Origin of the sequence: Dokdonia sp. R78006 (assembly GCF_042466145.1) — a bacterium.
In the GTDB taxonomy this organism is placed as follows: domain Bacteria; phylum Bacteroidota; class Bacteroidia; order Flavobacteriales; family Flavobacteriaceae; genus Dokdonia.
Map to the genome: position 1 here is coordinate 1,797,369 of NZ_JAXHBU010000001.1, position 25,306 is coordinate 1,822,674.

Here is a 25,306-nt window from a genome sequence, read left to right on the forward strand (position 1 = left end):
CGCTTTCGCGAAAGCGTAACAATTAAGAGTTTTGTGCTTCTCTTACCATTTTAAATAGGTTTGAGGAGTACACAAAATTTGTAACGTCTCTATTGTCTGTTTTAAAGATTTCATCTTTCGTTCCTTCCCAGGCTAGGTGGCCTTTCTGAAGGTATACAATATGATCCCCTATTTCCATCACAGAGTTCATATCATGTGTATTAATGATGGTTGTAATATCCTGTTCTATGGTAATCTCTCTAATAAGATTGTCAATTACGGTAGCAGTATTTGGATCTAGTCCAGAGTTAGGCTCATCACAAAATAAATATTTTGGATTGTTTACAATAGATCTAGCGATAGCTACACGCTTTTGCATTCCTCCAGATATTTCTGAAGGTAACTTATGGTTTGCATTCTCTAGATTAACGCGGTTGATGACCACATTTGCTCGTTCTATGCGTTCCTTCTTTTTCATCTTTGTAAACATCTTGAGCGGGAAAGCGATGTTTTCTTCTACAGTCATAGAATCAAACAAGGCGCTGCCTTGAAAAACCATCCCTATCTGCTCTCTAAGATCACGTTGATGCTCATCATCAAGTTCTGAGTATGGATTGCCATCGTAGATTATTTGTCCGCTGTCGGGCTTAAATAGGCCTAACATCGTTTTTAAGAATACCGTTTTACCAGATCCAGAAGTACCTATAATAAGATTAGTCTTACCAGATTCAAACTTGGTTGAGAATCCTTTTAAAACTTCGTTGTCACCAAATGACTTTCGTATTTCTTTTACTTCAATCATCTAGCTTAGTAATAATTGGGTGGTTATAAAATTCACTAGTATAATCGCCACACTTGTCCATACGAACGAAGTTGTACTCGCTTTTCCTACTTCGAGAGCTCCACCTCGCATAAAATACCCATGATAAGCTGGGATAGTTGCTAGTAAAAAAGCAAATAAGAACGTCTTGAAAAACGCATAGAACAGTTGGAAAGGTATAAAGTCTTGTTGAAGTCCAGATAAAAAGTCATTACTAGGAGCAAACCCTCCATATACTGCGGCTGTATAAGCACCTATAATTCCTAAAAACATCCCTATTGCAATAAGGAATGGATAGATTAACATCGCAACAATTTTAGGAAATACTAAGTAATTAAGAGAGTTGATTCCCATAACTTCTAGTGCATCTATTTGCTCTGTAACACGCATGGTACCTATGCTTGAAGTTATAAATGATCCTACCTTACCAGCCATAATAACAGATACAAATGTAGGAGCAAATTCAAGTATAATAGACTGTCTTGCAGCAAACCCTATTAACGATTTTGGCAATAGCGGGTTGTTTAAGTTGAGTGCCGTTTGTATAGCAACAACAGCACCTACAAAGAAGGATATAAATGCAACAATACCTAATGACCCAATGATTAGATCATCAATTTCTTTAAAAATAAGATCACGAAGTACCTTGCCCTTTGTAGGTTTTACAAAGGTATTTTTTATCATTAAGAAATATTCACCTATAGAGTGTAGGTACGACATTGACGATGTTTAAGTGGCTAATGTAGGTATTAATACGATTGTTAAAATAGTATTTAAGATAGGTTTATGACTACTGCTGTTTTAGTAATTTCTTCATTTTGGCATGAATAGCAGTATTCTCATAGATTCCCATGAACTCAGAAGCGCCAGGTCCGTAAGCAAAAACTGGTACCATAGTAGCACTGTGTCCACCTGTAGAAAATGATGGTTCTATCGTGTTATAATCTCCCGCTTTTGATGCAAGTGTAAATCCACCCGTCTCATGATCTGCAGTTACAATAACGAGTGTGTTTCCATCTTTCTCGGCATAATCAAGCACTTGACCTATCACTGTATCAAAGTCAATTAGTTCGCTTATTAAGTACTCACTATCATTATTATGCCCGCCCCAGTCTACTTGAGAACCTTCTACCATTAAGAAAAAACCTTTCTTATTTTGAGAAAGTTTCTTGATGCCAAGTTTAGTAGCGTCATACAAGAAAGAACCACGACCATCTAAAAATTTAGGCATCCCACTGTCTGCTAGTAAGAAACCATAGTTCTTATCTTTTTTTAATGAAAGCATAGGATCGAGTCTGTCTAAGTACATTTCATAGCCCTTAGATTCAAGTGTTGCTACGAGATTATTTCCGTCTTCTCTATTTTCAAAATATTTACGTCCTCCACCAGCAAAAAAGTCAACGCCAGAGTTGATGATATCTTCGGCAATTTCTAACTCCATCTTTCTAAACTTTTGATGAGCATAAAAACTTGCAGGAGTTGCATGAGTGATGGTTGAAGTTGCTATAACACCTGTAGCAAAACCTCTTTTTTCTAGATCTTCAAGAATAGTTGGTGCAGCGATGGTGTCTGTATTAACTCCAATAGCTCCATTATATGTTTTGAAACCTGTAGAAAAAGCCGTAGCTCCACTAGCCGAGTCTGTAATCAAATCACTTGCCGAAGAAGTTTTAATGAGTCCTATCGTTTTAAAACGATCATAATTAGACGGCTGCGTATTATAATATTGACTAGCAGAAATCTGGCTCAAACCAGTACCATCTGCTATCATAAGTATAATGTTCTTAGGTTTTTTATTTTGTGCTGTACTGCTTACAGATGCACAAGATATGGTCATACCTATTACACATAGCGATAGATATTTTGATATAGACTGTATATTCATTGTAGTAAAGATTTAAGCAAAAGTAATTAATGTCTCAGTGACAATTTTAAAGATTAGGTTAAGAATTAGACACCAAGCTTAGATCTTATTCCTTTCCATCGTAAGTTTCTTATAAATGTGCCTTCTTGTGTACTTACAAGGTGATCTTTATTAGATCGCTTTGCGCGAAAATATCCGCGCAAATAATCCTTAGTTAAAAGCAAGTTTCCTTTGCGATTTGCTAACTTGATTGATGCTATCAAAGTAAGCCAAAAGCCGTATCTCATTCCATAGAATGCTTCTCCTTGTTTGAATTGTGCTGCTTTGTTGTAGGTATTGCCTGTTGGTTTTAGGTGTTTTACATGCAGGGTGTCGTTTGTGATAACCTGCCAGTTATAATATTTTGCAAGAAGCTCATCGATGGTGTCCCATCCCATTGCTGGTTTTAGACCACCTATTTCTTTAAAACATTCTTTTCTATACGCTTTAAGTGCGCCGCGTATGTGGTCTTTGTTAGTTAGGTTTTCAAGAACCCAATTTCCATCTTTTTCAACATAACAAAAACCTCCAGCCATTCCGATGCGAGGATTTTTTTCAAATTCATCAGCAATAGTCTCTAGGTAATTCACCGGAAAAATAAGATCTGCATCAAATTTGCAAAAGATATCATAGTCTTCATCAAGCGTGTTTATACCTTTTTGAACGGCTTGTATTACTTTACTGCCAGGTAGATGTATATCGCTGCTGGTTGTATTGAGAAGTTCTATGAAAGAGTGCGCTTTCGCGAAAGCGTAAATTATCTGCTCACTATCATCTGTACTTTGGTCATTGATCACAACTACCTTTTTAGGAAGCAATGTTTGTGCAACTAAGGAGTCTAGTGTTTGTTTTATAAACTCGGCCTCATTGTGACAAGGTATGACGATGTAGAAATTCATTATGATTTGCGTTCGGCATAAATCAAGTAATAGCGGGGAGTAACCATTCTTAGTAGTGGTCTAATTCCTAATTTCTTAACGGGATTTGTAAACTTCTCACGTCTCTTAATTTCCCAACCAGCTTTTTCAAAAAGCCAGTCAAATTGCCAATCTTCAAATTCATGGTAATGTCTGTCCCACATATCGGTCTTAGAACGATAGGCAGGGGAGAACCATAGTTTTAATGGGATGCTCGCTACAATTTTATCTGCCTTTATATCTTGCAGTACATTAAAAGGGGCGATTAGGTGTTCAAAAATCTCAAATGCAGTAATCACTGTTGCATCTGTTTGTTGCACAGCGCTTGTATCTATATCCAGATCTTCTCCCGATGTATTTTGTACAGTGTATCCTTCAAGTTCCATAAAATCTACAAACGGGTTACGTACACCAAGATCAAGAATATGCTCATTTGTATCAGGAATTACTTCCTTGAGAAAATTGATGGTGTGCTTATACCGTTTGTTTGGAAAAGTGTTTTCGTACACGTTTAATAAAGATTTACAGTTAGTAACACTCAAAAAGGAGCTTATTTGCTCGTTTAATTAATAGCGATATACCATAGCATTGATATTCATACCAGCACCTACACTCGCAAAAATAACAACATCACCTTTATTGATCTCGTGATTTTCTAGAGCTCCTTGACGTACTAAGTCAAATACTGTAGGAACCGTAGCAACAGAGCTGTTACCTAGTGTGTTGATGCTCATAGGCATAATATGCTCAGGCATTTCTAAGTCGTGAAGTTTGTAAAAACGACTTACAATTGCCTCATCCATCTTCTCGTTTGCTTGATGGATAAATATTTTCTTAACGTCTGCTATTGTACAGCCACTATTTTCAAGGCATGTTTTCATGGCTTGAGGTACTTGTGTGAGCGCAAAATTATAAATCTTACGACCGTACATTTTTATGTACTTAGTTTGCTGTTCTGCTTCGGTGTTATAAGAAGATCCGTTAAATAGGAAATAAGCTTCATCATAGGTGAATGTAGCTGTCTCAAAAGATAAGATTCCAGTGTTGCTATCATCTTGCTCAATAATCGATGCTCCGGCACCATCACTGTAAATCATGCTATCTCTATCGTGATCATCTACCACGCGAGAAAGCATTTCAGTACCAATTACAAGACATTTTTTTGCCATTCCTGCCTTGATATATGCTTGCGCTTGAATGACACCTTCAATCCACCCTGGACATCCAAAGAGAATATCATAAGCAACGCACTTAGGGTTTTGGATACGTAAGTTGTGTTTAATACGTGATGCAAGACTAGGTACAATATCGCTAAAGTTTGATCCTTTTTGCACATCACCATAATTGTGAGCACAGATAATGTAGTCTAGTGTTTCAGGGTCTACTCCTGAGTCTTTAATAGCTTTTAGGGCTGCTTGCGTTCCCATATCTGAGGATTGCATACCAGCAGGTGCATAGCGTCGTTCTGAAATACCAGTGATGGCTTTGAACTTTTCTATAATGATACCATTTTCAGATTTAATGGCAGAGCCATCCATATTCAAAAATTGATGTTTTTGAAAGTTGTCATTTTTTGTTACGACTTCTGGAATGTAGCTGCCTAAACCTGTTATCTTAATTGCCATATAGGGTATTTTGTAAGGAGGTAAAGTTAATGAAACAGAATGGGATTGCCCGATGTCATAACTGTTCCTATTTATTTTGTGAAATCCATAATAATTAGCTGTTTTTAGCTACTTATCAGCGAGAACTTTACCGTTATTAAATTAATCTTGATGTATGTATAAAATAGCAAAGGTCAAAATGCTAGATTTTGACCTTTACTTATGAGATCATCTCAATTTTGACGATGTTTTTATCAAAATAATAGATGTTTCAATTATTGTGCATTTATGCTTCCATGTATTCCTCAATAGGAGCACAAGTACATATTAAATTACGATCACCATAAGCGTCATCTACACGACGCACAGTAGGCCAGAATTTATTTTCTGCAACATAGCTTAACGGGTAAGCTGCTTTCTCTCTAGAGTATGAGAACTCCCAAGTGTCTGCAGTGACCATTGCTAGTGTATGCGGTGCATTTTTCATAATGTGGTTAGGCTCATCAGAACTTGCCGTGTCAATTTCCTTTCTAATAGAAAGCATAGCTTCACAAAAACGATCTAGTTCTTCTTTGCTTTCACTTTCTGTAGGTTCTATCATCATAGTTCCTGCTACTGGGAAAGAAACCGTAGGAGCGTGGAAACCATAATCCATAAGACGCTTTGCGATATCTGTTACTTCGATACCATGAGCCTTAAATGGACGACAATCTATAATCATCTCGTGTGCAGCACGACCGCGTTCTCCTACATATAAACATTGGTAAGCGCCGTCAAGACGCTCTTTGATGTAGTTTGCATTAAGAATAGCATACTCAGTAGAGTGACGTAATCCTGGCTCACCTAGCATAGTGATGTATGCGTAAGATATAAGACATGCAAGTGCAGATCCCCATGGAGCTGCGCTTATTGCAGTAATGGCTTGCTCACCACCTGTAGTAATTACTGGGTTAGTAGGTAAGAAAGGGACTAGTTGTTTTGCAACACATATAGGTCCTACTCCTGGGCCACCTCCTCCGTGAGGAATAGCAAACGTTTTGTGTAGGTTTAAGTGACATACATCTGCGCCAATTGCTCCTGGGTTTGTAAGGGCAACTTGTGCGTTCATGTTTGCACCATCCATATATACTTGACCACCGTGCTCATGTATAAGTGATGTGATTTCTTTTACAGCACTTTCATATACTCCATGCGTAGATGGGTATGTGATCATAAGTGCAGCAAGGTTGTCTTTGTGCTTCTCTGCTTTTTCACGTAAATCATCTACATCGATGTTTCCGTTTTCAAGTGCTTTTGTAACTACTACTTTCATACCGGCCATTACCGCACTTGCAGGATTGGTTCCGTGTGCAGATGATGGGATAAGGCAGATGTTTCTGTGGCTATCTCCACGAGATTCGTGGTATGCACGTATTACCATCAGTCCGGCATACTCTCCTTGAGCGCCAGAGTTAGGTTGTAATGATGTACCTGCAAAACCTGTAATCTCCGTAAGTTGATCTTCTAGTTTTTTAAGCATAGTCTGGTATCCTTCTGCCTGATCTAATGGTGCAAATGGGTGCATATTCCCCCATTGCGGATCAGAAAGTGGTAACATCTCAGACGCTGCATTAAGCTTCATTGTGCAAGAACCTAGAGATATCATTGAGTGATTTAATGATAAATCTTTACGCTCTAGTTTTTTGATGTAACGCATCAATTCTGTTTCAGAATGATAGCTATTAAATACTGGAAGTTGTAAGAATGAAGTCTCACGAGCTACACTTGCAGGAATCGCGTTTCCTTCGGCAATTTCAGATATAACGATAGTTTCTTTTGAGTACGCTTTCGCGAAAGCGGAAACTATATCATTTACATCTTGTAAGGTGGTAGCTTCATGTATAGAGATGGCTACAGTCTCTGCGTCTGGGTAATGGAAGTTGATTTCCATTTCTTGTGCTACGGCAGCAACTTTGGCAGCATCTGCTTTTATTTGTATAGTGTCAAAATAACTCTCGTTAGTTTGATACAACCCTAGTTGTTCAAGTGCATCTGCAACAGTAGCTGCAGTGTTGTGAACCTTATTTGCTATATTTTTTAATCCCTCTGGGCCGTGATATACACCGTACATTCCCGCCATAACAGCAAGTAATACCTGAGCAGTACAGATGTTTGAAGTTGCCTTATCACGTTTGATGTGTTGCTCACGCGTTTGAAGCGCCATACGCAGGGCACGCTTACCATCAGTATCTTTTGTTACTCCAATGATACGCCCTGGGATGCTTCTTTTATATTCTTCCTTAGTAGCAAAGTATGCTGCGTGAGGACCTCCGTATCCTAGTGGAATACCAAAGCGTTGTGTAGTACCTACTACCACGTCTACTCCAAATTCTCCTGGAGCGCGCAGTTTTACAAGGCTCAGTATATCTGCTGCTACAGCTACTTTAATATCTGCTGCATTTGCATTTGCTACAAAACCTGCATAGTCAAATACTTTTCCAGATACACCTGGATATTGTAAGATGGCTCCAAAGAACTCTTTAGAAAAATCAAATTCCTCATGATTCCCTATTACTAGTTCAACACCTATTGGCGTTGCACGGGTTTGTAATAAAGAAAGCGTTTGAGGTAAGATTTCTTCAGATACAAAGAATTTGTTTACCTCTGCCTTTTTCTGATCACGGCTACGTACAGAAAATAGCAATGCCATTGCTTCTGCAGCTGCGGTAGACTCGTCAAGTAAAGATGCATTTGCAAGCTCCATACCCGTAAGATCTGTGATCATGGTCTGGTAGTTAAGCAATGCTTCTAGACGTCCTTGAGCAATCTCTGCTTGGTAAGGAGTGTAAGCCGTGTACCATCCCGGATTTTCTAGAATATTACGCTGTATTACCGCTGGTGTAATCGCTTGGTTGTATCCTAGACCTATAAAAGATCTAAAAATTTTGTTTTTATTAGACAGTGCTGTGATATGTGCAGCAAACTCATGCTCGCTTAGCGCAGGGTCTAGCGTAAGGTTGTTCTCAAGTCTAATGTTATCAGGAATAGTCTCAAATATGAGTTGCTCGATAGTTTCAGCGCCTACGGTTTTAAGCATCTCAGGAAGATCACTTCTACGCGGGCCTATATGGCGTAATGCAAACGAATCTGTATTCATCGTATTGAATATTTTTAGGTGTCACAAAAATAAGGCAACGAAATCGATTTTTACGACTTATTTGCCTCATAGCGAGCTAATGTTTTCAACGGAAATGCAACCTTATTAACAGTTGTAGTATTTTTGTCTAATGCAGTTGTTTAAACGTGTTTTTGACTTTTATATAAACAGTAGTATCCACGTGAGCTTAGCCGTGGTTGCATTAGGGTGGGTGACTTGCTTGTCTTTAGACATAAACGTTAATTACGAGTTGCTCGCATTTTTATTTTTTAGCACAGTGACTGGCTATAATTTTGTTAAATATGCCGAAATAGCTGGTTTACACCATCGAAGCCTAGCAAAATCATTAAAATCAATACAAGTTTTTTCTGTTTTTTGCGGAATTGGGATGATTGTAACGGCATTTTGGCTCCCACTAGAAGTGTGGGTGGCTTGTGGTATTTTGGGGTTAATCACGCTACTGTATGCAGTTCCATTTTTTCTTCCAGCAACAAGCGCAGATAATAATAAAGGAAATTTAAGAAGCATCTCTGGTGTAAAAATTTACATCATAGGTCTTGTATGGGCAGGAGTGACGGTGTTATTACCAGTTTTAGAGCATGGCCTCTCCATGTACTGGGATGTTTGGGTGTTATTTACACAGCATTTTCTTTTTGTAATCGCTCTCATGATTCCATTTGAGATAAGAGATACGAGTTATGACCTCGCCTCTTTACGTACGCTTCCTCAAGTAGTAGGCATAAAAAAAGCCAAAATCATTGGTGTGATTTGGCTTTTCTTATTTTTAATTCTAGACTTCTTAAAGGACGACCTATCTATGCCGATGTTAACTACACACTTAATAATTGTAGCAGTGGTTGTGGTTTGTATAACGCTTTCGCGAAAGCGTACTTCAGCTAAGAGTTATTTTACATCCTTTTGGGTAGAGGGAATCCCGCTACTTTGGTTAAGTCTAGCGTTGTTATTTAATTATTTACTTGATTAAGTTGCTCTTGAAGGCGTTGCTTCATGAGTTCTTTATCAGACATAGAAACTGTTTCTACCGATGGATTTTTTATTGCTTTACTAAGCTTTCCATTACGAGAAGAATATTTTCTACAAGCTCTACAATAGATAAGGTGAAAACTTAATTTTATTTTATCTATTAATGAAGCCTCGTTATACTGGTTCTTGTCGCAGATGTGGTTAGCCTCTTGACATTCAGTTTTTAATTTCATTTTTTTACTTTTAATTATTCTAGATACTTATAGCCAATTTTTCTCCATACAGCTTGCCATAGCTGTACGGGCTCTGTGGATAATTACCCAAAAGTTAGACGGAGTAATATCAAATTCATTACAAATTGCTTCAGTATCAAAGTCGTCTATTGTTTTCATCTTAAAAATGCGAGCTTGCTTTTCTGGTAATTTACCTAAGCAATTAAAAATAGCCTCGCCTAGTTCCTCATTTTCTATGCTATCCTCTGCAGTTTTATCAAAGGGATCTGCAACGCGCTCTTCTAGCCAGTCGCCCTCGCTCTCGTCATCTTTATAGTTAATATGTACTTCTGCCTTTCCTTTCTTAGAGTTTGTCTTGCGGTAGTGATCAATGATTTTACGCTTTAAAATGGAAATGAGCCACGTGCGTTCTGTAGCTTCTCCTTTAAAGTTTTTCATTGACTTAAGACCTGCGAGAAAAGTCTCAGAAATTAAGTCTCTTGCCATGTCGCGATCATTCACGCGGGCGATGGTGTAATTAAATAGGTAGTCCGAGTACTGGTCTACCCATTTTGTGGGGTCTATTTGGTTAGTGGACATAAGTAATCTGTCGTATATTTTTTCAAAAATAACATAAAACTGATTAGCATATTGATTTTTAGAGCAATCAAGACCAGATACTTCATTTGTGAATAGCGGTAATTGCCACTTATCTATTTAGATAAAACTATTTTTTATAGAATGATTACGTACTTTCAAAAAGCGAGTAAGGTGTCTTTTTATGAATAAGTAGTCAAAAATTTCTCCTATGAAACCAAAGGGAACTTTATATGAAAGTACATCTGTCATTACTGTAGTTTTACCTACTTCTTTAAAGTAATGTTCATGTTTAAAGTTCTTGAAATTGCCTGTAATCATTTCGTCCACAAAATAACTGGGCGACTTAAGCTCAGTGATGAGACTCTGATGAGTAAGCCATAATCCTAAGTGTTTACCTCGCCAAGTAACAGTTTCCCCTTTATTTATAAGTCCAGATGTTATGCCATCTATTACCTTTTCTTGCGTTTGTGACGCAGATTTTTTGTGAAAATCAATATCACGTGATCTATCAAAGACATTCTTTGTAGAGGCATTTATTTTAGTTGTGAGGCGTATAGTGGTCATATTAATAAATCTTTTAAAGCCTTGTCTAGTTGGTCGTGCTTAAATGTAAAACCCTCTTCTAGTAATCGTTCTGGGATTACATTTCGGCTTTTAAGTAATAATTCGGTTTCTGTTCTTATAACAAAGGCGCCCACTTCCAGCACTGGTTTAGGAGAAGGGATGCCAAAAGGTATTTTAAGAGTATCACGCATCAATGACATAAGATGTGCATTTGTGGTGGGCTTAGGTGCCACTATATTAATTGGTCCTTTTATATGGGAATGATTGATTAGAAAGTCAAGACTTCGTAAAAAGTCTTCTTCATGAATCCAGCTAAATTTCTGCTTCCCAGCACCTTGTTTTCCTCCTAGTCCTAGTTGGGTGATTTTTTTTATGGGTTGCAAGGCTCCGCCATTTTTGCCAAGCACAATAGATGTGCGCAACGCAATCTTACGCGTTTGAGGCGTCATGCTTGAGAAGAATGCATCTTCCCATGCTTTTGCCACACTTACCGAAAACCCAGTACCTATTTCTCCATTGCTTTCGGTCCTTTTCCTATCTAGCGAGTGACGATATATAGTTGCTGTAGATGAATTGAGCCATACAGATGGAGGATTTTTGCATTGTGCAATTGCCTTACCTATAATGGTGGTAGTATCTACACGTGAGTTCATGATGAGGTATTTATTTTTATTCGTATAGCGACAGTCTACAGAGCGCCCAGCCATATTAATAACTACATCTGCATCTTCAAATTCTAGCTCCCAGCCAGAGAATGTTTTTGCATCCCAAAGAACCGTTCTCACGTTGTCATGTTGTGGTTTTTGCTTTCGCGAAAGCAAAACAATCTCACCAAAGCTATCCCCAAAATAATCAGTTAAGAGCGACCCTAAAAAGCCGCTCCCACCTGATATGATTAATTTTCTCATGATGATGTAATGTTAAGCTTGTTGAGGTTGAATAGCTCTAGATTTTCTACGACCTCTGAAAAATAGCAATAAGTTAAGGAATAGCATAGCTCCTAAGTAGATTGAAAAACCACCTATTTTACTACTTAAAATTTCAATGAGACTCTGGTAAGTTTCATCAAAGCGATAATCACTAATCTTTAAGATAAGTAACCCAAACCCAAGATTAAGGAGGTAGAATCCTACTTCAAAAAGCTTGTTTGTAGCATTTGCAATCTCTTCTTTTCCTTTAAAAATGTCAAGCATAAATGTTTTTCCATTCTTAAAAAGCGTGCGCGAGACAAAAAATGTCAACAATAGAATAACAGGTAAGTAAATAAAATAGCCGATGATAATTTTTGAAGTTTCCATAATTTAAAATTTAGATAGTGATTGTTTATTAAAAAGTAATTGTAAGCCTGCGATGTTTATATAATGAAGCGCTGCAAGAAGCATAATTATTTGTCCAGCATGAGAAGCAATGTTTGATATAATATCATGAGGAGTGGTGATTGCAGTCCAAGTAGAAATCATATACACGGAGTATCCAAGATTTACGAGGTAATAACCTACTAGCAATACTTTATTGATATATGTACATAATTCGAGATTGTCTGGCATCAAGCTTGCCACAAACACATTGCCATTGCGATAGCAGATTGTACCTACTCTTATGATAACTACACTCATTAGAAGTCCATAAATACTGTATGCGATGATGTTATAGTTCATGACGAGTAGATTTTAATTCATCATTGAGACTAAGTGCTCTTGAGATATAAAGAGAGTAAAATGCAAGGAGTCCAGCTGAAATTAAACTGACTACAAAAACGAAGTCTTTTGCATAAACAAACTCTTCACCAAAGTATAGAAAAGACAATGTAGCCATAACTAGTAACCCATAAAGAATAAGATGTTTTTTAAATAGGGTAGGTATCTTTTTCCAATAGCATATGTGTATTAAATAAAGAATGATCTGAGTAGCGCCTGTAGCCATCATAAATATCAATCCAAAATATGGTACGATAAAGAGAATCAAATTAATGATTACAATGACTTTGTTGATTTTGTAGATAGTTCTCATAATATTATACTTTCAGAAAATAATGAAACATTTAATTCAATAAAAAGCACATATTTCAGTGCTTGTTATGTTGAGTTTGAGAAGTATTACTTCATCAACTTTAATATGGTCTTAGTAATCCAGTTCTCTTTGTAATCTGTGATTTTTTCAAGCATACTATCGGCTCTGGAGACAAATTCATAGAGCTCGGCTGTTTTTGCTTTAAAGTGAGCGGCTTCATTGGTGTCTGTGTTTTCTAGGTTAGTCACTTCTTCTAAGACACGTAATGTAGGTTTGATTTCTCGCTTGCTGCGCTCCTTTGCAATCTTCCTTGCAAGCTCGTCTATATTGCCTTCGGCTACAAAGTATTCTCTTCGCTCGCCGGCTTTGTATTCTTTAAAAATAATACCCCAGTCTATTAATGATCGTAAATTCATACTTGCATTACCACGTGAGATATGAAGCTCACTCATGATATCTTCCATGCTAAGTGCTTCTGGTGACACCATTAATAACGCATGGATTTGCGCCATGGTTTTATTAATTCCCCATTGAGATCCTAGGGCTCCCCAGGTTTGTATAAACTTATTTTTTGCTTGACTAAATTCCATGAGCCAAATATACGGATGTTATTGTAGTTTCAATAATAAATGAAAGATTATTTTTAATCAAAGCAATATTCTTATCTGTATTTTTGATTTTATGAACGTATTAGTGATCTCTACAGTATGGGTTGAGCCTACATCTTCAGCAGCGGGGAGCAGGATGTTGCAGTTATTAGATATAATGCTAGCAAAGGGCTGGAAGATTACTTATGCCAGCACGGCGGGAGTTTCAGAAAATGCTTTTGATCTAGAAACGCTAGGCATCACAACACAAGAGATACATGTAAATGATGAATCTTTTAACGCTTTCGCGAAAGCGTACCAACCCAACATCGTCCTTTTTGACCGATTTATGGCCGAAGAGCAATTTGGATGGCGCATCGCAGAACAATGTCCAGAAGCTATAAAAATACTAGACACCGAAGATTTGCACTGTCTGAGAAAAGCACGGCAGCAGGCAGTAAAAGAGGATAGAGATTTCAGCGAACAAGATCTTATCTCTGATGTAGCCAAAAGGGAAATTGCCTCCATATATAGATGTGACCTTACATTAATGATCTCTCAGATAGAGATTGCATTGTTGCAAGACTTTTTTAAAGTACCTAGCTCACTTTTACATTACGTACCTTTTTTATTGCCAAAAGCACCAGCCGATTGTAAACCTTTTAATGAGCGGCAACATTTTATTGCGATAGGTAATTTTATACATCTCCCTAACTGGGATGCTACGCTAGCGCTTAAAAAGAATATTTGGCCACTTATTAAAAAAGAAATTCCCACAGCAGAGTTGCATATTTACGGTGCTTATCCATCTGAGAAAGTGATGCAACTACACAATAAGAAGGATGGATTTATTGTAAAAGGAAGAGCAGAAGATGCGCATGAAGTGATATTAAATGCACGTGTATTACTTGCTCCGCTACGTTTTGGGGCAGGTTTGAAAGGAAAGTTTATTGATGCAATGCAGTGTGGGACGCCATCTGTGACCACAACAATAGGGGCAGAGGGAATGCAACACGGCTTGCCGTGGAGTGGAGCAGTCACAGATGATGATGTTACTTTTGCAAGAGAGGCGATTACCTTATACAATAACGAGGTCTTATGGAAAAAAGCTCAGGATCAAGGAAAAGAAATCATTAATAAAAATTTTCAAAAAGAAGATTTTGAAGAAGATTTCATAGCGAGAACCAATGCCATTAAGGCTAATCTAAAAGCCAGCCGACTCAATAATTTTACAGGGCAAATGTTATTGCATCACTCGATGCGTAGTACAAAATTTATGTCTAAATGGATTGAGGAGAAAAATAAAAAGGAGCCCATATAATGAGCTCCTTTTGTAATCTGATTAATGTTTGACCTTAAATAAGTCCTGCACGTCGTAATAATGCTTCTGGTTTAGGTTCTTGCCCACGGAAACGTTTATACAATGTCATAGGGTCCTCTGTTCCTCCTTTTGAGAGTACGTGATCCTTAAACTTCGCAGCTACTTCTTTATTAAAAATACCTTCCTCTTTAAAGTATTCAAACGCATCTGCATCTAGTACTTCTGCCCATTTGTAGCTGTAATATCCCGAAGAATATCCACCTTGAAAGATGTGTGCAAATGCTGTACTCATACACGTCTCTGGAGTGTCAGGATATAAAGAAGTATCTCCAAAAGCTTTTGTTTCAAATACTTTTACATCCTTAATGTCACTCGGATCTTGACCATGCCATGACATGTCTAATAAGCCAAAGCTTAATTGGCGCAGGGTTCCCATTCCTTCTTGGAAGGTAGCGGCATCTTTTATTTTTTGAACTAAATCCATTGGGATTACTTCACCGGTCTCATAGTGCGTAGCAAAAAGCTCTAAAGCTTCTTTCTCATAACACCAGTTCTCTAGTACTTGACTTGGTAACTCAACAAAATCCCAGTATACAGAAGTTCCTGAGAGGCTAGGGTAAGTAGTATTTGCAAGCATACCGTGTAGCCCGTGTCCAAACTCGTGAAAGAGCGTAGTCACTTCGTTAAATGTGAGTAAAGATGGCTTGCTAGGTGTAGAAGGAGTGAAGTTACATACATTAGATATATGCGGGCGATCATTTACACCATTCTCAATTTTCTGTCCTTTAAAAGAAGTCATCCATGCACCACCACGTTTTCCTTTACGTGGGTGGAAATCTGCATAAAATAAAGATACGTAGTTTCCATCTGCATCTGTCACACGATAGGTTTTCACCTCTTTGTGATAAACGTCCACGTCATATACTTGTTCAAACTGCAGTCCAAACAGTCTTGTCGCAATTTCAAAAACTCCGTCAATTACATTTTCTAACTTGAAATAAGGTTTGAGTTGCTCGTCATCTAGGCTAAAGAGTTTTTTCTTAAGCTTCTCAGAATAATACGAACCATCCCACTTTTCTAAGCGATCAATGTTATCAAGTTCTTTTGCAAATTTTTCTAGTTGTTTAAATTCTTTCTGGGCAGCAGGTTTTGCTTTTTCTAGCAATTCGTTTAAAAAGCTTGTTACTTTTTCTGGCGTTTTTGCCATGCGTTCTTCTAGCACAAAATGTGCGTGTGTAGCATACCCAAGTAACTGTGCGCGCTCATGACGTAGATTTGCAATCTCCAGCGTGTTCTTTTGATTATCGTGCTCGTTGTTTTTAAATGCTCTACTCCCAAATGCAAGTGATAGCTCCTTACGTAGCTCACGATTATCTGCATACTTCATAAACGGAATGTAGCTAGGGTAATCAAGTGTTACTACCCATCCATCTTTTTCTCTAGAAGTAGCTTCGGCAGCAAATGCTTCTTTTGCACTATCAGGTATTCCTGCTAGATCTTTTTCATCGGTGATATGTAGCTCGTAGCTGTTTGTTTCGGCTAAAATGTTTTCGCCAAAACTCAGTTTTAATTGTGCTAGCGCAGTATCAATTTCGCGTAAGCGGGATTTTTTATCCTTTGGTAGGTTGGCTCCGTTGCGAGAGAAACTCTTGTATTTTTTATCGAGAAGTGTTTTTTCTTCTACGGTAAGGTCTAAACTGTCTTTTTGAGCGTATATATCTTGAATTCTAGCAAATAACTGCCCGTTAAGAGTAACGTCATTACTAAAAGCTGTGAGCAGTGGAGAAACTTCTTGTGCTATTTTCTGAATAGCTTCTGAGGTTTCGGCGCTATTTAAGTTAAAAAAGACGCTCGAAATACGATCTAGTTGCTGTCCTGCGTAGTCTAAGGCTGCGATGGTATTTGTAAAAGTAGCAGGCTCGTCGCTAGTAGCGATATCGTCTATTTCTTTACGACTTAAACGTATTGCTTCTTCAAAGGCTGGCTTAAAATGCTCGTCTTTAATTGTAGAAAAAGGAGCTTCATTAAAAGCTTGTAATAGCGGATTGTTTGTAAGCGACATGGACTTTTTATTTTGTAATTTTTTGAAAACATGTACTTTGTCGAAAAAAGCAGTCATGTTGTCGATAAATAGAATGAATTTTTTAAGTTTGTTTACGTAGAAAAAAACTAGAGTACTTTCACTTTAGTTTAAAACGATATTTCCCCCATCAATGTGTAGAAAAGGTTTGGTTAATATTTAGAATGGTTAATAAATACGTTATCATTTCCCAGTATACTGCATTGTTAGAGACCACCTTTTAGGTGGTCTTTTCTATTTAATGCTTTTTGCACCTTCTATAACCTTCTGCTTAAGCCCTTCCTTATAAGCTATTATTTTATCTTGTACTGCGCCATCTCTAGCCCCTAGAATCTGAGCAGCAAGAATACCTGCATTTTTTGCTCCATCTAGCGCCACAGTTGCAACAGGTACACCTCCTGGCATTTGTAATATGGAAAGGACAGAATCCCATCCATCTATAGAGTTACGAGATTTTACAGGAACACCTATTACTGGTAGTGGTGATAATGAAGCTACCATTCCAGGTAAGTGTGCAGCACCTCCAGCCCCAGCTATAATCACATTAATACCGCGAGTATGGGCATTTTTACCATAATCAAAAAGCTTCTCTGGTGTGCGGTGTGCGCTCACAATATCTACTTCTGTATCAATATTCATTTCTTTTAAGAAGTCTATAGCTTCTTGCATTACTGGCAGGTCGCTAGTGCTTCCCATTATGATTCCTACTTTCATAATATCTAATTTTTTATTGTGCAATTACACGTATGTTTTCTTTAACCTCTTGAGCTACTTGTCTTGCCTTTACAAGATTGTGATTTACAATGGTAACGTGTCCCATCTTACGGAAAGGTCTTGTTTCCTTCTTGCCATAAATGTGTGGTGTTACACCATCCATTGCCATAATTTGTTCTATGTTCTTATATTTTACTGCGCCTGTATGTCCCTCATCACCTACTAGATTTACCATTACAGATGCTACTTTACTATCTGTGTTTCCTAACGGTAAGTCTAAAATAGCTCTAAGATGTTGCTCAAACTGATTTGTAAAACTTCCCTCTATACTATAATGACCACTATTGTGTGGTCTAGGAGCCACTTCATTTACAAGAATCTCATCATCTTCTGTTTGAAACATCTCAACAGCAAGCAGACCTACATGGCCAAATGCTTTTGAAACCTGCTCTGCTATTGCGCGAGCTTTATTTGCAACATTCTCATCTATACGAGCGGGGCAAATTACATACTCCACTTGGTTTGCTTCTGGGTGAAATTCCATTTCTACCACAGGGTATGTCTTTACTTCGCCAGATACACTACGAGCTACAATTACTGCAAGCTCATTTTTAAATGGGATCATTTTTTCGGCGATGCATGGTACTTGAGGTAGGTGGTCTAAATCTTCGGCGGTTCTTACAACAGAGACTCCTTTTCCATCATATCCTCCCGTGCATGATTTCCAGATAAATGGAAACTCGATATCACTTGATGCTGTGTCTAAGTTTTCTTTTACCGCTTTCGCGAAAGCGTACTTTGTATATCCCGCTGTTGGAATATCATGTTGTGCATAAAAGTCTTTCTGTATCCCTTTGTCTTGTATGTTGCGCAACACAGATGGCTGCGGAAACACTTTCACCCCCTCTTTTTCTAGTGCTTCAAGGGCCTCTATATTTACACTTTCTATCTCAAAAGTAAGTACATCTACTTTTTTGCCAAAAGCGACTACCGTATCATAATCCATAAGACTTCCTTGCTCAAAATGATCACAAGCAATCTTGCTAGGAGCATCATCACTAGGGTCAAGCACATATGTCTGAATATCATACTTTCTAGTGTCATAAAGCATCATCTTACCGAGCTGGCCACCGCCTAAAATTCCAAGTTTAAACTGTGAAGAGAAGTAGTTTGTCATAATATTAAATCCCTTTTTAGGGGTTTTATGTGCAGACCTATGAGATCTAATTAAAAGTTATTTCTTTGATCAAACACAGCAGACTAACCACCGAAGCTCGATTTTTTATAGCATCTAATTACTGTTTTCAAAAGTACAAATTTCCTTAGGATGGAGTTTGAGAAGTGGTTGAAAAAAGTCCTTTTGAGATTTGGGTTTTGGGTTTAAGGCAATTGTCATTTCCTCTTGGTATCTTTGCCCTTTGTTATTATGAAAAATACCATCACACTACACGACCTCTCTTTTGAGAAATTTATTACAAAAACAAATGTGCAACATGCCGTAAACGGTGTGGCTGTGCGTCTTAATGAAGATTACAGAGGCAAGTGTCCAGTATTTCTTACGGTGCTTAACGGTGCATTTCTCTTTAGCTCAGAGCTTATTAAAAAGTTTGATCATGATTGTGAATTGAGCTTTATCAAGGTAGCGAGTTATGAAGGAACGCAACAAAGTGATGAAATTCATACCGTAATGGGAGCAGAGCCATCACTTAAAGGACGCGATGTGATTGTAGTAGAAGATATAGTAGACTCTGGGAATACTGTAGAGACGATAATAAAAATACTTAAAGACGAAGAGGTTGCTTCCTTTACGATAGCAACGCTACTTTATAAGCCAGACGCTTATAAAAAGCCTTATAAAATAGATTATATAGGGCTAGAAGTACCTAATGATTTTGTAGTAGGATATGGTCTAGACTATAATGGTCTGGGACGTAATCTTACATCCATTTATAAACTTAAAGAATCTACGATGACTAATCTGGTTTTATTTGGCCCTCCAGGTGCCGGTAAAGGAACACAAGCCGAAGTTTTAAAAGAAAAGTATAACCTAGTACATATAAGTACTGGTGATGTTTTTAGATATAATATCAAAAATGCTACAGAGCTAGGAACACTAGCAAAGTCATATATTGATAAAGGACAGCTTGTCCCAGATAGCGTAACTATAAAAATGCTCAACGCAGAGGTAGAGAAAAATGCTGATGCCAAAGGATTTATTTTTGATGGTTTTCCTCGTACAGAGGCTCAGGCAGAAGCGCTAGCAGTATTACTAGCAAGTAAGAATACTGGAGTTTCTGGTATGGTAGCGCTAGAGGTAGATGATGAAGTACTTGTGCAACGTTTACTAGAACGTGGTAAGACTTCTGGTCGTGCAGATGATGCAGATGAGGCTGTAATACGCAACCGCATAAAAGTGTATTATGCAGAGACTGCTATCTTAAAAGGATTTTATGAGAAGCAAGATAAGTACCATGGTGTTGACGGCGTAGGTACGGTGAGTGAGATTACAGATAGATTAAGTAAGGTGATTGACACCTTATAATAGTACTTGTGTACTTATATACAATTAAAGAAATAAAAGGCTAGCTGAAAGATGACTGAAGGAAATTTTGTAGACTATGTAAAGATTCACACCACCTCTGGAAATGGAGGTTCTGGTTCTGCGCATTTACACCGTGAGAAGTTTATTGAGAAGGGTGGTCCAGATGGAGGAGATGGAGGTCGTGGAGGCCACATTATTATAAGAGGAAATACTAACCTATGGACCCTTATACATTTAAAATTTAAAAAACACTTGCGTGCTGGTCACGGAGGAAACGGTGCAAAATCAAGATCTACAGGTCATGATGGAGTAGATGAATATATAGAAGTGCCACTAGGGACTACTATAAAAGACACAGAGACCGATCAGGTGATTTTTGAAATCACAGAAGATGGTCAAGAATTTATTGCCGCTCGAGGTGGTATGGGAGGTCGTGGTAACTGGCACTTTAAGACGAGTACAAACCAAACTCCTAGGCACTCACAGCCAGGTATAGATGGTTATGAAGTACACCTTACTTTAGAGCTTAAAGTACTTGCAGATGTAGGTCTCGTAGGATTTCCAAACGTAGGTAAATCTACTTTGCTAGCGGCAATTACAGCGGCAAAGCCTAAAATTGCCAACTATGAGTTTACTACACTTAAGCCTAACTTAGGTATTGTAGCTTATAGGGATTTTAGATCTTTTGTAATGGCAGATATTCCTGGAATTATAGAAGGAGCTGCTGAGGGTAGAGGATTAGGACATCGTTTCTTACGTCACATAGAACGTAACTCTACACTACTGTTTATGATTCCTGCAGATGCAGATAGTATTGCAGAGCAGTATGAAATACTTCTTAACGAGCTTCAAAAGTACAATCCAGAATTACTAGATAAAAGTAGACTCATTGCAATCACAAAAAGTGATATGCTCGATGAAGAACTAAAAGCAGAAGTCTCAGAAGAACTAGATAGAGAACTTCCAATACCGTACTTGTTTATTTCTTCTATTGCACAACAAGGTCTTGTAGAGCTTAAAGATGCATTGTGGAAAATGATGAATGAGTAGATTTTCGCTTTCGCGAAAGCGTGATAATTAGTCATTTAGTTATTTATTTATAAGTGGTTTCTTACGTCAATAATAGTTATTTAACTATTTTCGGCGGAAGAAACCATTTTTTATGAAACGACTATTACTCACCTTTTTACTTTCTTTTTTAACATTACCCTTAATTGCTCAATGTCCATCTAGTGGGTTTATACAACTACTTTCACAAGAAGATGTAGACTCTTTTCTTGTGGAATATCCTAATTGCACGGAGATTTTTCAAGAGTTACAAATAAATGGACTAGATATTACTAATCTAGCGGGATTACAAAACTTAACAGCTGTAGAAAGTCTTTCTATAATTAATAATGACAACTTAGAAAGCCTTGATGGGTTACAGAATTTAGAAAGTGTAGTAGGTACTCATTTTCGTATTTCTAACAATCCAGCTCTACAAAATTTAGATGGATTATCTGGTTTAACTACTGTAGATGGATTGTCTTTTGATATATCATTTAATGCATCTCTTAGTCAGATTGATGGCCTTGCAAATGCTTCAATCATCACCTCTGAATTTACAGTTGCTCATAATGCCGTTTTAGAAAATCTCAATGGACTTGTAGGTATCTCAGAAATAATAGATGCTCCGCTATTTAATATCGTGTATAATGCATCATTAATTTCAATTAGTGGGCTCAGTAATGCTCAGATTACAGGTGCTGGTCAATTCTCAATATCCCATAACAATTCATTAACAAGTCTACAAGGATTGGATGGTGCTTATGGGTTTATTGATATTCTTGAGGTAAGTAATAATAATGCTTTACAGAACATAAGTGCTCTTTCGGGAATAAGTGTAGCGGGTATGATTGTTATACTTGATAATCCCGTACTTACTTCCCTTGATGGTCTAGACGGAATCGAAAGTGGTTATAATAACTTTTTATCTTTTGATATTATTAATAACAATCAACTTGTAAATATAAGTGCGTTAAATGGAATTGATCAGAATTTGATATCTGATTTTTCATTATTTAATAACCAAAACTTGTCAGAGTGTAGTTCTTTTTGGCTGTGTAACTTAATAGGCAATACGACCAACGCATTTTTGGATATTTATAATAATGCTCCTGGCTGTAATAGTATAGAAGAAGTAGAAGAAAACTGTGTTGCCTGTCCTTCTGGGGATCTTATATTAAACTCTCAAGATGATGTAAACGCTATATCCATTAATTATCCTGATTGTTCAATAATCAGCGGACTAGTTATAGAAGGAAGTGATATTACAGACTTAACTCCATTATCTAATATTTCTGAGGTTCTTGGAAATATCATTATACAAAACAATACGGTTTTAGAAAATCTTCAGGGACTTGAAAATCTTGTATCATACTCTGGTGAAGAACTTATCATATCAAATAATCCAGAGTTGACATCAATAGAAGGATTAAGTAATCTTGTTAATGCAGCGTCTGATATAAATACGTTTGTGAAGGTTGAGAACAATTCATCTCTAAATTCATTAGAGGGATTGCAAAGTGTTGATTTTTCGTCTATAGGAGAAGTCTATATAGTAAATAATGATGCGTTAGAAAACTTAATAGGTTTAGAGCATGTCAGTTTTGTTTTTAGTTTGATACTATCAGATAATGAGAATTTAACTTCTTTATCTGGATTAGACAATTATAATGAAGGAATGGATCTCACACTCAATAACAATCCAAATCTTACAACTGTTAACTTGCCTAGTTTTGAAACTATTCATTATTTGACAATTTCAAACAATACTTTATTAGAAAACATAAGTGGTTTGTCTTCTTTGCAAAATGTATTTGTGGGTATTTCTATTGTCAATAACGATAGCTTAATCAATCTTGAAGGATTGAATGGAGTTGATTTGAGTTCGGGAATAGATGATTTAAATATTACAGACAACGATATATTAAGTACTTGTACGGCAGATTTTGTTTGCTCCTATATCGCAAATGGAAGTCAGGCTATTATTGCAAACAATGATGAGGGATGTAATTCGGTTGAAGAGGTCGATATGCTTTGTAGACCTTGTGACTTTCCAATAGTTTTAAGTAGTCAAGAAGAGGTTGATAATTTCCCTACGCTATATTTAAATTGCCCTAATGGGATACTTAACGGATTAACTATAGAAGGTAATGATATCGTTGATTTAACACCGCTTAATGTAATTACAAGTGTAGAAAATGGATTGGTTATTTCTGGAAATCCTTTGCTAGAAAATCTTAGTGGCTTGGAAGAACTTGTAAGTGTAGACTTATTTGAAATTAATCAAAATGAACAATTGACTTCACTTGCAACATTTTCATCTGAACTTATTGTTGAACATTTAAGTTTATATGGAAACGCATCTTTAACGAATCTTTTAGGGTTTGATAATATTCAACGTATTGATATTTTAGGGATAATTGCGGCTACAGGGTTAACCTCTTTAAATGGATTTCCAAATGCACAGTCATCCATATTAGAAATTGATATTTACGGTACGAGCCAGCTTAGTGATATTAATGCTTTGTCAAATATTAATTCAGCAGCAATTATAAGTATAATATCAAATGAGATGCTTATCAATTTAAACGGATTTGATGGTCTTACGATAGTAGAGTCGGGTGTAATTATTAGTGAGAATGAGGTGTTAGAAAGTCTTCAAGGATTAAATAATTTGACTTCAGGTACAGAACAAATTGTAATCACAGCAAATCCTCTACTTACAGATATAGCTGCTTTAGGTAGCATGATGACAACCTCTCTTAACACACTGCAAATTACGGATAACAACATATTAGAAATTTGCAGTAACCTAGCCATTTGTAATTATCTCAATAGTGGTGGAGTTGCGACAATTAACAATAACAGCGAGGGCTGTAATTCTATTGAGGAGATACAAGATGCTTGTGAAGTTTATTTCAATACGATTTCGGGTACTTTAGCTTTTGATTTTAACAATGATGGTTGTGATACTTCTGATTATGATGCGAGTAATATCATAATCAGCACAACTAATGGAATAGATACATACACCTCAATCACAGATAGAGATGGTTATTATGAATTAAATGTGCCTACAGGAGTTTATACTTCATCAGTGGTTCAGTCCTCACTGCCCGATGATTTTATAGGTTCACCTGATACAATTGAGACTATTTTTGAAAACTTGGGAGAGAATGAAGAAATTCTTTTCTGCCTTATCGCAGAAAATGAGAGAATTGATGTGAGTATTTCACTGTTACCATTACAAGATCCAAGACCAGGAGTAATAGCTTCCTATGTAATTCAATATGAAAACCTAGGTACACTACCCGTGAGCGGGAACATTATATATGAATTTGATAATGAAATTATGTTTTATCAAAATTCATCACTGTCTACTACATCAATTAACGAAAACAGCATAGAGTGGGAATACGCCAACCTTGCTCCATTTGAGAGTAGGACTTTTGTTGTTAGTTTTGAATTATTTATACCGCCTACAGTACAAGGTGGAGAAGAGCTCAGTTCAGTAGTTCAAATTACACCTCTTAATGAAGATGTTAATACTAGAAATAACATTATAGCACTTAAAGAGATTGTTGTAAATTCTTATGATCCTAATGATAAAGCGGTAGTTCAGGGATCAGAAATTTTAGAGGAACAAGTGGGGGATTATCTCGATTACCTCGTTCGTTTTCAAAATACTGGAACTGCAGATGCACTTGAGGTTGTAGTGACAGACACTCTTAGTGAAAATTTAGATTGGAGTTCTTTTAGGATTTTAGATGCAAGTCATGACTATAGAGTTGAGATTACTAATGGTAATGAAATTGCTTTCATATTTGAAGATATCAACCTGCCTCCTGAGGAGGTTGACGCACCAGGGAGTAATGGATATATAGCTTTTGAGATTAAAACTAATGATAATCTTATAATTGGTGATTCAGTAGAAAACACAGCAAATATTTATTTTGATTTCAATGAGCCTATCATTACAAATACTGTTGTCACAACTGTTGTGGAACCACTTTCGATACAAAAGTTCACAAATAAAACAATACAGGTAATTCCAAATCCAAGCTCTAATTATTTTAAAATTGAATCAGAACATTCCTTAGAGATTAAAAACATAGAACTTTTCTCACTATATGGGCAAGTTGTTTTAAAAACTACATCAAAAGATGTTGATATTTCTTCATTATCTACAGGTCTTTACCTTTTAAAAGTAAATACAGATCAAGGGATATTTACTAAGAGAATAATTAAGAACTAGTATAACAACAATCTGCATAATCCTTTGTTAT

Annotated in this window: 23 protein-coding genes; 5 read left to right on the top strand and 18 right to left on the bottom strand. The window is 36.9% G+C overall.

Annotated features, from left to right (window positions below; genetic code table 11):
• Positions 1-22: 22 nt before the first annotated feature.
• The 7 genes from SJY37_RS08035 to gcvP all read right to left on the bottom strand — a co-directional run bounded on the left by SJY37_RS08035 (position 23) and on the right by gcvP (position 8,359).
• Positions 23-781 carry an ABC transporter ATP-binding protein gene (locus SJY37_RS08035; protein ID WP_298326876.1) on the bottom strand — a complete coding sequence of 253 codons (759 nt, stop codon included), beginning with the start codon at positions 779-781 and terminating at the stop codon, positions 23-25.
• On the bottom strand, positions 782-1,519 hold the full coding sequence (locus SJY37_RS08040) for an ABC transporter permease (protein ID WP_298326873.1): 738 nt from the start codon (positions 1,517-1,519) through the stop codon (positions 782-784).
• 70 nt (positions 1,520-1,589) lie between these two features.
• Positions 1,590-2,684 (bottom strand): alkaline phosphatase, encoded by a 1,095-nt coding sequence (locus SJY37_RS08045; RefSeq protein ID WP_298326869.1) that lies wholly within the window; start codon positions 2,682-2,684, stop codon positions 1,590-1,592.
• A 65-nt stretch (positions 2,685-2,749) separates the two neighbouring features.
• Positions 2,750-3,601: a glycosyltransferase family A protein gene (locus tag SJY37_RS08050; RefSeq protein ID WP_298326866.1), complete on the bottom strand. Its 852-nt coding sequence runs from the start codon at positions 3,599-3,601 to the stop codon at positions 2,750-2,752.
• Positions 3,601-4,128, bottom strand: coding sequence for a methyltransferase (locus SJY37_RS08055; RefSeq protein WP_298326863.1), 528 nt, complete (start codon positions 4,126-4,128; stop codon positions 3,601-3,603). Before SJY37_RS08055 ends, SJY37_RS08050 begins: the two co-directional genes overlap by 1 nt.
• A gap of 57 nt (positions 4,129-4,185) precedes the next feature.
• The gene (locus SJY37_RS08060; RefSeq protein WP_298326860.1) at positions 4,186-5,244 is read right to left on the bottom strand and encodes a 3-oxoacyl-ACP synthase III family protein; all 1,059 of its coding nucleotides are present in this window, start codon (positions 5,242-5,244) and stop codon (positions 4,186-4,188) included.
• A gap of 265 nt (positions 5,245-5,509) precedes the next feature.
• Complete coding sequence (gcvP, locus tag SJY37_RS08065) at positions 5,510-8,359, bottom strand: aminomethyl-transferring glycine dehydrogenase (protein WP_298326857.1); 2,850 nt, start codon at positions 8,357-8,359, stop codon at positions 5,510-5,512.
• A gap of 130 nt (positions 8,360-8,489) precedes the next feature.
• Here gcvP and SJY37_RS08070 point away from each other — a divergent pair, with 130 nt between their 5' ends.
• Positions 8,490-9,344, top strand: a complete 855-nt coding sequence (locus SJY37_RS08070; RefSeq protein WP_379952961.1) for a hypothetical protein — start codon at positions 8,490-8,492, stop codon at positions 9,342-9,344.
• Here the strand turns inward: SJY37_RS08070 and SJY37_RS08075 are convergent.
• From SJY37_RS08075 to SJY37_RS08110, 8 genes are all read right to left on the bottom strand, one after another.
• Positions 9,325-9,576 (bottom strand): hypothetical protein, encoded by a 252-nt coding sequence (locus SJY37_RS08075; RefSeq protein WP_013750054.1) that lies wholly within the window; start codon positions 9,574-9,576, stop codon positions 9,325-9,327. The genes SJY37_RS08070 and SJY37_RS08075 overlap by 20 nt on opposite strands.
• A 27-nt stretch (positions 9,577-9,603) precedes the next feature.
• The gene (locus SJY37_RS08080; protein ID WP_035334470.1) at positions 9,604-10,155 is read right to left on the bottom strand and encodes a sigma-70 family RNA polymerase sigma factor; all 552 of its coding nucleotides are present in this window, start codon (positions 10,153-10,155) and stop codon (positions 9,604-9,606) included.
• Positions 10,156-10,272: 117 nt separating this feature from the next.
• Positions 10,273-10,719: an SRPBCC family protein gene (locus SJY37_RS08085; RefSeq protein ID WP_379952962.1), complete on the bottom strand. Its 447-nt coding sequence runs from the start codon at positions 10,717-10,719 to the stop codon at positions 10,273-10,275.
• A complete protein-coding gene (locus SJY37_RS08090; RefSeq protein WP_379952963.1) occupies positions 10,716-11,627 on the bottom strand; it encodes a TIGR01777 family oxidoreductase in 912 nt (303 codons plus the stop codon). Before SJY37_RS08090 ends, SJY37_RS08085 begins: the two co-directional genes overlap by 4 nt.
• Positions 11,628-11,639: 12 nt before the next feature.
• Positions 11,640-12,017 carry a hypothetical protein gene (locus SJY37_RS08095; RefSeq protein WP_379952964.1) on the bottom strand — a complete coding sequence of 126 codons (378 nt, stop codon included), beginning with the start codon at positions 12,015-12,017 and terminating at the stop codon, positions 11,640-11,642.
• Positions 12,018-12,020: 3 nt separating this feature from the next.
• Positions 12,021-12,377 (bottom strand): hypothetical protein, encoded by a 357-nt coding sequence (locus SJY37_RS08100; protein ID WP_379952965.1) that lies wholly within the window; start codon positions 12,375-12,377, stop codon positions 12,021-12,023.
• Entirely contained in the window at positions 12,367-12,729 is a 363-nt protein-coding gene (locus SJY37_RS08105; protein ID WP_298326835.1) for a hypothetical protein, read from the bottom strand. Before SJY37_RS08105 ends, SJY37_RS08100 begins: the two co-directional genes overlap by 11 nt.
• 86 nt (positions 12,730-12,815) lie before the next feature.
• Entirely contained in the window at positions 12,816-13,319 is a 504-nt protein-coding gene (locus SJY37_RS08110) for a GbsR/MarR family transcriptional regulator (protein ID WP_298326832.1), read from the bottom strand.
• A 91-nt stretch (positions 13,320-13,410) separates the two neighbouring features.
• On the opposite strand from SJY37_RS08110, the gene SJY37_RS08115 reads away from it, so the two are divergent.
• Positions 13,411-14,637: a glycosyltransferase family 4 protein gene (locus SJY37_RS08115; protein WP_298326829.1), complete on the top strand. Its 1,227-nt coding sequence runs from the start codon at positions 13,411-13,413 to the stop codon at positions 14,635-14,637.
• 34 nt (positions 14,638-14,671) lie between these two features.
• Here SJY37_RS08115 and SJY37_RS08120 read toward each other — a convergent pair whose 3' ends face one another.
• The 3 genes from SJY37_RS08120 to purK all read right to left on the bottom strand — a co-directional run bounded on the left by SJY37_RS08120 (position 14,672) and on the right by purK (position 18,608).
• Positions 14,672-16,699 carry a M3 family metallopeptidase gene (locus tag SJY37_RS08120; RefSeq protein WP_298326824.1) on the bottom strand — a complete coding sequence of 676 codons (2,028 nt, stop codon included), beginning with the start codon at positions 16,697-16,699 and terminating at the stop codon, positions 14,672-14,674.
• 252 nt (positions 16,700-16,951) lie between these two features.
• Entirely contained in the window at positions 16,952-17,434 is a 483-nt protein-coding gene (purE, locus tag SJY37_RS08125) for a 5-(carboxyamino)imidazole ribonucleotide mutase (protein WP_298326973.1), read from the bottom strand.
• Between the two features lie 10 nt (positions 17,435-17,444).
• A complete protein-coding gene (gene purK, locus SJY37_RS08130; RefSeq protein WP_298326821.1) occupies positions 17,445-18,608 on the bottom strand; it encodes a 5-(carboxyamino)imidazole ribonucleotide synthase in 1,164 nt (387 codons plus the stop codon).
• Positions 18,609-18,857: 249 nt separating this feature from the next.
• Here purK and SJY37_RS08135 point away from each other — a divergent pair, with 249 nt between their 5' ends.
• The 3 genes from SJY37_RS08135 to SJY37_RS08145 all read left to right on the top strand — a co-directional run bounded on the left by SJY37_RS08135 (position 18,858) and on the right by SJY37_RS08145 (position 25,275).
• Positions 18,858-19,973 carry an adenylate kinase gene (locus SJY37_RS08135; RefSeq protein WP_298326818.1) on the top strand — a complete coding sequence of 372 codons (1,116 nt, stop codon included), beginning with the start codon at positions 18,858-18,860 and terminating at the stop codon, positions 19,971-19,973.
• Between the two features lie 51 nt (positions 19,974-20,024).
• Positions 20,025-21,023 carry a GTPase ObgE gene (gene obgE / locus SJY37_RS08140; RefSeq protein WP_298326815.1) on the top strand — a complete coding sequence of 333 codons (999 nt, stop codon included), beginning with the start codon at positions 20,025-20,027 and terminating at the stop codon, positions 21,021-21,023.
• A 112-nt stretch (positions 21,024-21,135) separates the two neighbouring features.
• Entirely contained in the window at positions 21,136-25,275 is a 4,140-nt protein-coding gene (locus SJY37_RS08145) for a T9SS type A sorting domain-containing protein (protein WP_379952966.1), read from the top strand.
• Positions 25,276-25,306: the final 31 nt, after the last annotated feature.